Raw genomic sequence first — 12,263 nt, forward strand, 5'->3', positions numbered from 1 at the left:
AGAAAGCGGATCAACCGCACCCGACACACCGACCAGAGGAATGAAACGATGCCAGCCTCCCTGAAGACTTCGCTTCCCCTTGCGGCCGTGCTCGCCGCTTTGAGCCTCGCCCCCGCGTTCGGGCAGGAGACCGTGAAGATCGGCCTCATACAGCCGCTGACCGGCTCGGTCGCCTATAACGGGGTGACCGACGTCAACGGCGCCAAGCAGGCGGTCGACGCGCGCAATGCGGCCGGCGGCGTGCTCGGCAAGAAGGTCGAACTGATCGTCGAGGACGGCCAGTGCAAGCCGGCCAATTCGGTCAATGCTGCCGAAAAGCTCATCCAGCGCGACAAGGTGGTGGCACTGGTCGGCGCCTTCTGCTCCTCCTCGACCCTGGCGGTGATGCCGGTGGCCGAGAACAACAAGCTCCCTCTGGTCACCGGCGTCTCCTCCAGCGCCGCGCTCACCGAGAAGGGCAACACATGGTTCTTCCGCGCGACCGAGACCGACGCGCTGCTCGCCAAATCCTTCGCCAAGATCCTCTATGACCAGATGAAGCTGAAGAAGGTGGCCTATATCGGCGTCAACGACGATTGGGGCCGGGGCGGCGTCGACGAGTTCGAGCGGCAGATGAAGGGGCTCGGCGCGACCACCGTCATGAAGGAATTCTTCGAGCACGGCACGTCGGATTTCTACACCCTCCTGACCAAGCTCCGGGCATCGGGTGCGGACGGCGTGTTCGTCGCGGCCGAGACGCAGGACGGATCGATCTTCGTCAAGCAGAAGGCCGAGTTCGGTATGCAGCTGAAGGTGTTCGGCGTCGGATCCTGGGCCACCGCCGATTTCATCAAGCTCACGGGCGAGGCGTCCGAGGGAATCTACGCCGCCGTGCCCTATGCCTACACCATGAAGTCGCCGGCAAACCAGGCCTTCGTCGACGCCTATAGGGCGCGCTACAAGGAGGCGCCGGGCAAATACAGCGCCGCCGGCTTCAATTCGCTGAACATCGTGATGGATGCGATCGCGCGCGCCGGTTCGACCGATCCCGAGAAGATCCGCGAGGCGCTGACCAAGACCGACTATGTCGGGCCCAATGGCCGCTTCCGCTTCGATGCCAAGGGGCAGGCCTACGGCTTCTCGGTGGTGCTGGTCCAGCTCCAGAAGGGTGTGCCGGTCGAGGTCGCGAGCACCTCGGTCGAGTGACACGCTCCTGACGCGGAGCATCATGGCCGGGGTCCACCCGGCCATGGCCCCGGCGCCGGTTCACACGCAGCCCTCCGTTTCGGCCCATCGTAGGCGGAGGGGATTTCGTCGCGGCCAGGAAGGCCTTTCCGGATGGACCTTTTCCTCCAGCTTCTCGCGAACGGCCTGGTCAACGGCACGTTCTACGCGCTCTCCGCGCTCGGCCTGACCCTGGTGTTCGGCCTGATGCGCGTGGTCAATTTCGCCCATGGCGAATTCTACGTCATCGGCGGGCTGGCCGGCTGGGCCCTCACCAATGCCGTGGGGCTGCATTTCTTCCTGGCGCTGCCCATCGTCATTCTCGGCATGGGCGTGTTCGGGCTCCTGATCGACCGCTTCCTGATCGAACGGGTGCGGGACCAGGGGCCCGAGACCGGCATTCTCCTGACCATCGGCCTGTCGATCTTCATCGTGAACACCGCGCTTCTGGTGGTCGGCACCGCGCCCCTGAAAGTGGTCTCGCCCTTTCTCAACCGCCCGATCTTCATCGGTCCCGTCGTGGTGACGCAGGCGCGGCTGTTCACCGTGGCGCTGTGCGCGGTTCTGATCCTCGCCGTGCATCTGCTGGTGCAGCGCACGACGCTGGGCCGCGCCATGCGGGCCACCTTCCAAGACGCCACCGCCGCGCGCCTCGTCGGCATCCGGACCCGGCACGTCTACGGGCTGACCTTCGCGCTCGGCTCGGCCCTCGCCGGGACCGCCGGCATGCTGCTCGGCTCGATCTATGTCGCGCAGGCCACGATCGGCGGCATCGTCAGCCTCAAGGCCTTCGTGGTGGTGATCCTCGGCGGCATGGGCAGCTTTGCCGGCGCCATCGTCGGCGGCCTCGTGCTCGGCCTCGTCGAGGCGATCTGGGGCGGCTACGGCCCCTCCGGCTATGTCGACGCGGTCGGCTTCGCTCTGGTGATCGTGATGCTGCTGGTCCGGCCCTACGGTCTCTTCTCGAAGCAGGTGGAGCGCGCCTAATGGTCCTTCAGCGCAACCTTCTGCTCGCCGCCTTCGCCGTGGCGCTGCTCGCGCCGCTGGTGCTGCGGGACGAGTATCTGATGCATATCGGCGTGCTGGTGGTGTTCTCCATCATGCTCGCCACCAGCTTCAACCTGATGGTCGGCTATGTCGGCGAGTTTCCGCTCGGCCATACCGCCTTTCTCGGCATCGGCGCCTATACCGCCGCGCTCGGCGCCAGCACGTTCGGCCTGCCGTTCGCGGCGAACCTGGTCCTCGCCTGCCTTTTTTCCGCGGCGTTCGGCTTCGTCATGGGCGCGGTCACGCTGCGCCTGCGGGGGCCGTTCTTCGTCATCATCACGCTGTGCTTCGCCGAGGTGCTGCGCATCGTCGCCAACAATTGGGTCGGCCTCACCAACGGTCCGATGGGCATTGCCGGCATCCCCAAGCCGGCCTTCCTCGCGGGCCTGTCCATGCTCGACCAGAAGGTCGGCTTCTATTATCTCGGCCTCGGCCTCGCGGCGCTCTGCGTCTATGCCGCCTATCGCTACGTGAATTCCAATCTCGGCCGGGCCGCCGTGTCGGTGCGCGAAAACCGGTTCGTCGCGCAATCGGTCGGCATCTGGCCGTTTTATATCGGCCTGCTCACCTTCGTGATCGCGGCCGCCATGGCGGGCATGGCCGGCGCCTTCTATGCCCATTACGTCTCGTTCGTGGGGCCGGAAGTGTTCGGCTTCTCCTTCATGATCTCGATGATCATCATGGTGCTGCTGGGCGGGAAGGGGACCCTGGTGGGGCCGGTGATCGGCCCGGTCATCGTCGTGCTGCTGGAGGAATATCTCCGCGATTTCAAGGAGCTGCGGCTCTCGTTGTTCGGCCTCATCGTGATCGCGGTGGTGCTGTTCATGCCCCAGGGCCTGGCCGGTCCGCTGGCGCGCCGGCGCGAGCGCGCCGGTGCGGCGAAGGCCTGAGGAGGGCGCATGCTGGAAATCGACGGCATTTCGAAAAGCTTCGGCGGCGTCGCGGCGGTGTCGCAGGTCAGCTTCGCGGTCGCCAAGGGCGAAGTGGTCAGCCTGATCGGCCCCAACGGGGCGGGCAAGACCACCTGCTTCAACCTCGTCACCGGCTTCTACAAGCCGAATGAGGGCCGCGTGCGGGTGGACGGGGCGGACGTCACGGGGCGCGAGCCGCACGAGATCGCCCGCCGCGGCATCATCCGCTCGTTCCAGAAGACGAACGTCCTGAAGCCGCTGACGGTGTTCGAGAACGTGCTCTTCGCGCGGCACCGGCAGGGGACGCTGTCGGTGTGGAAGACCTTCTTCCCCGGCGCCGGCGTGCGCGCCAGCGAGGCGCGGCTGCGCGAAGAGGCGATGGCGATCGTCGGCGAGATCGGCCTCGGCGCGCGCGCCGACACCGAGGCGAGCGCGCTTTCCTGCGGCGAGCTGCGCCTGCTGGAAGTCGGCGTCGCGCTCGGCGCGGCGCCGCGCCTGCTGATGCTGGACGAGCCGGCGGCCGGCCTCAATTCCGAGGAGGCCGTGCTTCTCGGCACGCTCCTGAAGGGGCTGGTGGGCACCCGGGTCGAGGCCCTGCTCCTGGTGGAACACAATATGAGCCTGGTGATGAGCGTGTCCGACCGCGTGGTGGTGATGAATTTCGGCCGCAAGCTCGCCGAGGGTACGCCCGCCGACATCCGCGCCGACCCGCACGTCGTGGAAGCCTATCTCGGCAAAGCGGAGACCTGAGCATGGCCCCGGTTCTGGAACTGAAGGGGGTCGAGGCCGCCTATGGCAAGGCCAAGGCGTTGCACGGCATCGACCTCAGGGTCGAGCCGGGCGAAGTGGTGGCGCTGCTCGGCGCCAACGGCGCCGGCAAGACCACGACCTTCCGCGTCATTTCCGGCCTGATGCGGCCGAGCGCCGGCGAGGTGCGCTTCGACGGCGCCTCGATCGCCGGGTGCAGCGCCGATGCGGTGCTGCGGGCGGGGCTCGCCCATTGCCCCGAGGAGCGGCATGTCTGGCCGGAAATGACGGTCGAGGAGAATCTCCGCCTCGGTGCCTATCTGGTCTCCCAGCGGATCGAGATCGAGCGGCGCATGGAGCGGATCTATCTGCGCTTTCCCCGCCTGAAGGAGCGGCGGCGCCAATCGGCCGGCACCTTGTCGGGCGGGGAGCAGCAGATGCTGGCGATCGGCCGGGCGCTGATGTCGGCGCCCCGCCTGCTGCTGCTGGACGAACCCTCGCTCGGCCTCAGCCCGAGGATGGCGAAGGAGGTGCTCGCGGTGATCCGGGAATTGCAGGGGCAGGGCATCACGGTGCTCCTGGTCGAGCAGAACGTGCACAATGCCCTCAGCGTGGCGAGCCGCGCCTATGTCTTCGAGACCGGCCGGGTGGTCGCCGAAAACACCTCGCAAGCCCTCCTGGACAGCCCCGATCTGCTGAAGGCCTATCTCGGGGGATGACGAGGGACCGGCGTCTCGGCAGGTGCCCCGGTCCCGGCTTGCGGCACGGCAAACAAAGGTGTCACGGTACGTCGAACTGCCCCCCTTTATAAATCCGATTTTACCGCTCGTCGCCATGGCGATTTTCGGCCGCATCGCGGTCTGCGGCTTGTCGCGCCCAGGCACCCCCCCTACAAATTTTGCCTGACCTAACGGAATCGGCACCGAGCTGTGCGCGGCCCTCCCTATCGGCGAGGCGCAGCATAGTCAGGTGTGTCGGCCGGATCGTGTGGGGGAAGCGCGTGGGGGATAAATCGGGCGCTACCTCTGGCCGAGGCGAGGGCCGACATTTCATCGACATCGGGCGTGGCTCGCTGCTGACGCAGCGGAATCGCAGGCTCATGTCCAGCGCGGCGTTCCTGCTCGGCGCGGCCGTTCTCGCGGCCAGCCTCGCCGGCATGGCGCGGGCGCAGAACGTTCTGCCGGCCGGCGGCGTGGTGGCGGCCGGTGCGGCCGCCATTGCGCAGACCGCGCCGAACAGCCTCACCGTCACCCAGTCGTCGGCCAATGCGATCGTCAACTGGACCAGCTTTTCGATCGGCGCGGGCAATTCGGTCCGGTTCGAGAACGGCGCCGGCGCCACGCTGAACCGCGTGACCGGCTTCAGCCGCTCGCAGATCGACGGCGCGCTCTCCGCGTCCGGCAGCCTCTACCTCGTCAATCCCAACGGCATCACGGTGGGCCCCACGGGAAGCGTGACGACCGGCGGCAGCTTCGTCGCCTCGACCCACGATGTGAGCGACGCCGATTTCCTGGCCGGCGGCGCGATGACGTTTCGCGGGTCGAGCAAAGCCAGCGTGATCAATTACGGCGCGATCGGCTCGCTCGGCGGCGACGTCGCCCTGATCGCCCGGAAGGTGGAGAATACCGGCTCCGTCACGGCCCCCGCCGGAACGGCGGCCCTGGTCGCGGGCTACGAAGTCCTGATGCGGGACGGCGCGCTCTCCGACGGCAAGTTCGTGGTCAAGGTCGGCGGCAGCGACACCGAGGCGAAGACCTCCGGCGTGATCAAGGCCGCCGAGGTCGAGCTGAAGGCCAGCGGCGGCAACGTCTATGCCCTGGCGGGCAATACGGCGAGCCTGACCAAGGCGACCGGGATCGCCAACAAAGGCGGCCGCATCTTCCTCACCGCCGGCGCCGGCGGAACCGCGAAGGTCGACCAGAAGATGGTGGCCCGCGGCGCGTCGTCCGGCGGGAAGGCCAAAGGCGGCGAGATCCGGGTCTCGGGCGGTACGGTGAAGATTTCGAGCCGGCTCGATGCCAAGGGCGATTGGGAGAAGGGCGGCACCATCGTCGTGACCGGCCGCGACATCGCCTTGGCGGCCGGGGCGGATCTCGACGTGTCGGGCACCGAAGGCGGCGTCCTTTTGGTGGGCGGCGACTTCCAGGGCGGCAAGGATGCGACGACCAAATATCTGACCGAAAGCGTCACGACCGCCGAGACGGCGACGGTCGAGGCCGGCGCCGTTCTGAGGGCGGACGGCAGCGTGGGCGCGGGCGGCAAGGTCGTGGTCTGGTCCGACCGGCTGACGCGGTTTTCCGGCGCCATCTCGGCGACCGGGGTCACCGCGGGCGGCGACGCGGAAGTCTCCGGCAAGGCGGTGCTCGCTTATGACGGCACGGCGGACCTGCGCGCCAGCGACGGGCGCTTCGGAACCCTGCTGCTCGACCCCTACGACATCACCATCTCGACCGCCCCCGACAGCCAGGTCGACACCTCTGATCCTACCTCCCCCTTTCCCACGGGGGATAACAGCATCCTGAACGTGACGACGCTGACCGACGCGCTCGCGACGTCCAACGTGACGGTGACCACCGGCTCTGGCGGCGACCAGGCCGGCGACATCACCGTGCTCGCGCCGATCATATGGTCCGCCGACACCTTGCTGCTGCTTTCTTCCGAGGGCAGCATTTATGTGAACGCGCCCATCACGGCCACCGGCGCGAATGCCGGGCTGACGCTTCAGTATGCAACCCACGGCGCGAGCGGCGCGCTGTATCAGGCGAATGCACCCATCACCCTGTCCGGGGCCAATGCGCAGCTGCAGATCGGGCGCATCGGGTCGCTCGTCACGTATACGCTGCTGCGGTCCATGGCCGAGATCGACGCGATCGACACCACGGGACTGTCGGGCGCCTACGCGCTCGTCGCCGACCTCGACGCGTCCGGCACCACTTATGCGGGGTCTCTCGTCTCCGGCGCCTTCTCCGGCATGTTCGCCGGCCTCGGCCACACCATTTCCGGCCTGACCATCTCGGCGCCCTCGACGAACAATGTCGGCCTGTTCGCCGAACTGGCCGCGGCTTCGATCCAGGACCTGAACTTTGCGGGCGGCAGCATCGCCGGCGGGCAATATGTCGGCGCGCTCGCCGGGCTGGGCCAAGCCACCCTGTCCAACATCGCGTCGAGTGCCAGCGTCTCCGGCGCCACCGATGTGGGAGGCCTGATCGGCCTGAATTATTTCAGCACGGTCACCGGCCTGTCGTCGAGCGGGACCGTCACCGGCACCGGCGCCAGGGTGGGCGGGATCATCGGCTCGGTGAATGAGTCGACCATCACGTTTTCCTACGCCACAGGGGCAGTCTCGGGCGCCAGCAGTGTCGGTGGATTGGTCGGCAGCGCGAACGGAAATATCTCCAAGTCGTATGCGACAGGCGACGTGACCGGTACGGGCGACTCGGTGGGTGGCCTCGCGGGTGTCAACGGCGTTTCCATCACGGACAGCTATGCCTCCGGCGCGGTTCAGGGCGGCACCAATGTCGGCGGTCTCTTGGGGCAGAATTTCGGTGGCGTCCATTATTCCTATGCCATCGGAAGCGTGACCGGGACCAGCAGCGTGGGCGGTCTCATCGGCTATCTGAACGAGTCCACGTTGACCAATTCCTACGCGTCGGGGGCGGTCACCGGCGTGTCGCAGACCGGCGGCCTGGTCGGTCGCGACCGTAACGGCTATATCGAAAGCTCCTATTGGGACAAGGACAGCACGGGGCAAGGCGCATCCGGGGGCTCGACCTCCGATTTCGGGCTGACGAGCGCGCAGGCGCGCACGCAGGGCGCCTATTCCGACTGGGATTTTGACAACACTTGGTACCAGTCGGGCGACCTTCGGCCGATGGGACGATGGGAGGCCGCGCGCGGAGCCGGCTCGGTCTCGCTGGTCAACAATCTGCACCAAGTGCAATTGATGCAGACGCGGCTCGATTACAGCTATGTCCTGACCGCCGACATCGACGCCGGCGCCACCGCCGCGAGCGCGACATCCCCCGGCATCTGGGGCGCCAGCGGCTTTCAGCCGATCGCCAGCGAATCGGACAAATTCTGGGGCAGCTTCGACGGCAGGAACCATGCCATCACCGGCCTCACCATCACCCGCACCGTCGACGAAGCCGGCCTGTTCGGCGCCATCGAAGAGGCCACGGTCGTCAAGAATCTTGTCCTGACCGGCGGCACGGTCACCGGCACGTCGCATGTGGGCGCGCTCGTGGGCAAGAATTACGGCATCGTCGAGAATGTCCACAGTTCGGTCGACGTCACGGGCGCCGAATACGAGATCGGCGGCCTCGTCGGGCGCAGCGAAGGCACGATCTCGAATTCCAGCGCCAGCGGCACCGTCTCGAGCCAGCAGGACAAGACCGGCGGCCTCGTCGGATATGCGGGCGGCACCATTACCGATTCCTTCGCCACCGGGGCCGTGACCGGGGCCATCGCAGATCCGGGATATTACAATACCGGCGGCCTCGTTGGGTACAGCTCCGCCACCATTACGGGGTCCTACGCCACGGGTGCCGTGAGCGGAGGCGGCTATGTCGGCGGCCTGGCCGGTACGAATGCGAACTTCATTACGAGCTCCTATGCCACGGGATCCGTCTCCGGAAATGGGGTCGTCGGCGGGCTTGTGGGGGGAAGCGAGGGCGCCATCGACGTCTCCTACGCGACCGGGGCGGTCAGCGCGATACAGGACGCTGCGGGCGGTCTGGTCGGCCGGGCGACCGGCGGATCGGTTTCGAATTCCTACGCCATGGGAACGGTCACGTCGGACGGAAACACCGGCGGCCTGATCGGCGACAACCGTGTCACCGTCTCGGGCTCGCATGCCGCCGGGGCCGTGACCGGCACCGCGGCGGTCGGCGGGCTTATCGGCACCAACACCGAAAACGTCAGCAATTCCTACGCCTCGGGCGCCGTGACCGGGACCTCGTCGGTCGGCGGCCTGATCGGCTGGCTCGAGGCGGACGGCCGGACGATTTCCGGCACCAGCGCCACCGGCGCGGTCACGCTCACCGGCACCGGCAATTATGCAGGCGGGCTGATCGGCTACAGTTTATTCGTGGCCTCGATCGTGGATTCCAGCGCCACCGGCGCCGTCACCTCCGGCGGCAATTATGTCGGCGGCCTCGTCGGCCGGTTGGAAGAGGACGGCGAGATCTCGCGGTCCTACGCCAGCGGCACGGTCTCGGGCGCGAACACCGTGGGCGGCCTGGTCGGAGCGACCGATGGGATCATCACGGATTCTTTCGCCCTGGGATCGGTGGCGGCGACGTCCGGAAAAGCGGGCGGGCTGGTCGGCGAGAGCCTTGGCTCCCTCCTGCGCGTCTATGCGGCGGGCGCCACCACCGGCGGCACGGGGACGGCCGGGGGTCTCGTCGGCTATAATGACGGCGCCATCCAGAATTCCTATTGGGACTCGGCTTCGACCGGATCGTCGGATGCCGCCGGCGAGGTGAGCGATAATAGCAATATCATCAACGTGATCTCGGTCTCGGCCTCGAACCGGTATGCCCAGGCGACCTACGGCAATTTCAACTTCACGACCACCTGGTACATGGCCGACGGCAAGATGCGGCCCTTGCTGCGGACGACGAACACCACCATCACCAACGTCTATCAGCTCCAATTGATGGAGACCGACCGCACCGCCGCCTATACGATCGGTGCCGATTTCGACGCCGCAGCCACCTTTGGCGGCGGTGCGAGCCTCTGGAGCTCGGCCGGCTTCGTCCCCGTGGGCCGCCTGGGGGCGGTCTTCACGGGAAGTCTCGCGGGCGGCGGCTATACGATCTCCGGGCTCACCATCGCCAGCAGCGAGACCTCCAATACCGGTCTGTTCGGCTGGTTGTCTGCGACCGCGACCGTCTCCGACCTGACCCTGGCGAACGTCTCCGTCAGCGGCGTCGGCAGCGTCGGCGCGCTGGTCGGGCGCAATGTCGGCACGCTCACCAATGTGCGTGTCTCGGGGACGGTCTCGGGCACGGGCGAGAATGTCGGCGGGCTCGTCGGAACCAATTTCGCCAGCGGCATCATCTCCCAGGCGATCGTCAGCGCAAATGTCACCGGCCAGCTCGCCCGTGTCGGCGGGCTCGTCGGAGACAATGCGGGATCGATCTCCGATGCGGCGGCCACCGGCACGGTCGCCGGGGGCGCTTATGTCGGCGGCCTCGTGGGCTACAATTCCGGGACGGTGACGCAAAGCTACGCGTCCGGAAACGTCACGGCGACCAATCATGCGGGCGGCCTCGTCGGCCAGCATCTCGGGACCATCAGCGAGTCCTTCGCCATCGGGAACGCGACCGTGGTCAATGGGGGCGCGGGCGGCCTCGTCGGCTATAGCGAGGGCACCATCAGCACTGCCTATGCCACGGGCGCGGCGACCGGCACCACCAATGTCGGCGGCCTGATCGGCGCCATGACGGCCGGCACGGTGTCGCAGGCCTATGCCACCGGCCTGGTCACCACCGGCGGCAACACCGGGACCGGCGGGCTGATCGGCACGCTGACCGCCGCGTCCTCCAGCGTCACCACCTCCTATTGGGACACCGAGACGTCCGAAGCCGCCGCCTCGCCCGCCGGCACCGGCCTGACCACGGCGCAGATGCAGGTCTGGAGCAATTATGCCGGCTGGGACGCCGATATCTGGGCGCCGGCACAGGCGGACGCGGGGGCGACCTATCTCCCGCAATTGTACGGCGTGTCGGGCGTGGTGGCGGTCGAACAGGCCATGGTCTATGGCGACGACCCCGCAACCGCCGCCGTCTCCTATATCGGCACGGGCTTCTGGAACACGGTCACCGGCACCCCGGTCACCACCTTGTCCGCCACCACCAATGCGGGGCAATCCTATACCGAAGTCTCCGGCCTGACCGGCATCACCCCGACTGGCGGCGCGACCCGCTTCGTCGGCCGGGCCGCGGTGACGCCGCGCGCTCTCACGGTGACGGCGGTTGGCCAGAGCCGGGCCTATGGCGACGACAATCCGGTGAGCGGGACGGCGAGCGCGCCGAACCTGGTCAATGGCGACACGATCAGCAGCGTGACGGTGGCATCCACGGCGACAGCCGCATCCAATGTCGGCAGCTACAATCTGCTCGCCTCCGCCGCAGTGTTCGGCACCGGGCTCGCGACCAATTACCTCATCACCTATGCCGACGCCGCGACCGGGCTGAGCGTGACGCAGGCCGCGCTGACGGTGACGGCAAACAACGACACGATGATCTATGGCGACGACGCGCCGACCGCGATCGGCTACGTCGCCACCGGCTGGAAGAACAGCCAGAGCGACAGCCTCTTGACCGGCGTCACGGTGACGACGGACGCGAATTCGGCGTCGAATGTCGGGTCGTCTTATGTCACGACCGCCGCCGGGGGCACGCTGACCGGGGATGCGGCGGGCAATTATGCGCTGACCTATGTCCAGGGCACGATGTCGGTGACGGCGCGCGCCTTGACGGTGACGGCGGTGGGCCAGAGCCGGGCCTATGGCGACGACAATCCCACCAGCGGGACGGCGCTCGCGCCGAACCTGGTGAATGGCGACACGATCTCCAGCGTGACGGTGACATCGTCCGCGACGGCGACGTCGAATGTCGGCAGCTACAATCTGCTCGCCTCCGCCGCGGTGTTCGGCGCCGGCAGCGCGAGCAATTATGCCATCACTTATGCCGACGCCGCGACCGGGCTGAGCGTCACCCAGCGCGCCCTCACGGTGACGGCGGTTGGCCAGAGCCGGGCCTATGGCGACGACAATCCGACCAGCGGGACGGCGCTCGCGCCCAACCTGGTGAATGGCGACACGATCACGAGCGTGACGGTGACCTCGTCCGCGACCGGCACGTCGAATGTCGGCAGCTACAATCTGCTCGCCTCCGACGCGGTGTTCGGCGCGGGCAGCGCGAGCAATTATGCCATCACCTATGCCGATGCCGCGACCGGGCTGAGCGTCACCCAGCGCGCCCTCACGGTGACGGCGGTGGGCCAGAGCCGGGCCTATGGCGACGACAATCCGGTGAGCGGGACGGCGCTCGCGCCGGACCTGGTGAATGGCGACACGATCACGAGCGTGACGGTCACCTCGTCCGCGACGGCGACGTCGAATGTCGGCAGCTACAATCTGCTCGCCTCCGACGCGGTGTTCGGGGCCGGCAGCGCGAGCAATTATGCCATCACCTATGCCGACGCCGCGACCGGGCTGAGCGTCACCCAGCGTGCCCTCACGGTGACGGCGGTGGGCCAGAGCCGGGCCTATGGCGACGACAATCCGACCAGCGGGACGGCGCTCGCGCCGAACCTGGTGAATGGCGACACGATCACGAGCGTGACGGT

6 protein-coding genes are annotated in these 12,263 nt (G+C 67.5%); all 6 read left to right on the forward strand.

Annotation, left to right across the window (positions count from 1 at the left end; translation table 11 throughout):
• Positions 1 to 48 precede the first annotated feature (48 nt).
• A complete protein-coding gene (locus EDC64_RS20900) occupies positions 49 to 1,185 on the forward strand; it encodes an ABC transporter substrate-binding protein (RefSeq protein WP_132035050.1) in 1,137 nt (378 codons plus the stop codon).
• 132 nt (positions 1,186 to 1,317) lie between these two features.
• The gene (locus EDC64_RS20905; protein ID WP_132035053.1) at positions 1,318 to 2,190 is read left to right on the forward strand and encodes a branched-chain amino acid ABC transporter permease; all 873 of its coding nucleotides are present in this window, start codon (positions 1,318 to 1,320) and stop codon (positions 2,188 to 2,190) included.
• Positions 2,190 to 3,140 carry a branched-chain amino acid ABC transporter permease gene (locus EDC64_RS20910; RefSeq protein ID WP_132035056.1) on the forward strand — a complete coding sequence of 317 codons (951 nt, stop codon included), beginning with the start codon at positions 2,190 to 2,192 and terminating at the stop codon, positions 3,138 to 3,140. The genes EDC64_RS20905 and EDC64_RS20910 overlap by 1 nt, the downstream gene beginning before the upstream one ends.
• 9 nt (positions 3,141 to 3,149) lie before the next feature.
• Complete coding sequence (locus tag EDC64_RS20915; protein ID WP_132035059.1) at positions 3,150 to 3,911, forward strand: ABC transporter ATP-binding protein; 762 nt, start codon at positions 3,150 to 3,152, stop codon at positions 3,909 to 3,911.
• A gap of 2 nt (positions 3,912 to 3,913) precedes the next feature.
• Positions 3,914 to 4,627, forward strand: a complete 714-nt coding sequence (locus EDC64_RS20920) for an ABC transporter ATP-binding protein (RefSeq protein WP_132035062.1) — start codon at positions 3,914 to 3,916, stop codon at positions 4,625 to 4,627.
• A gap of 380 nt (positions 4,628 to 5,007) precedes the next feature.
• Positions 5,008 to 12,263: MBG domain-containing protein (locus tag EDC64_RS20925; RefSeq protein WP_132035066.1), on the forward strand; the 7,256-nt coding region annotated here is incomplete at its 3' end.

Origin of the sequence: Aquabacter spiritensis, assembly GCF_004346185.1 — a bacterium.
Classification (GTDB): Bacteria; Pseudomonadota; Alphaproteobacteria; order Rhizobiales; family Xanthobacteraceae; genus Aquabacter; species Aquabacter spiritensis.

Bases quoted from the DNA above. Each gene is read 5' to 3' on its own strand.
- EDC64_RS20900 (WP_132035050.1), top strand. From the start codon at position 49: ATGCCAGCCTCCCTGAAGACTTCGCTTCCCCTTGCGGCCGTGCTCGCC.
- EDC64_RS20915 (WP_132035059.1), top strand. From the start codon at position 3,150: ATGCTGGAAATCGACGGCATTTCGAAAAGCTTCGGCGGCGTCGCGGCG.
- EDC64_RS20920 (WP_132035062.1), top strand. From the start codon at position 3,914: ATGGCCCCGGTTCTGGAACTGAAGGGGGTCGAGGCCGCCTATGGCAAG.
- EDC64_RS20910 (WP_132035056.1), top strand. From the start codon at position 2,190: ATGGTCCTTCAGCGCAACCTTCTGCTCGCCGCCTTCGCCGTGGCGCTG.
- EDC64_RS20905 (WP_132035053.1), top strand. From the start codon at position 1,318: ATGGACCTTTTCCTCCAGCTTCTCGCGAACGGCCTGGTCAACGGCACG.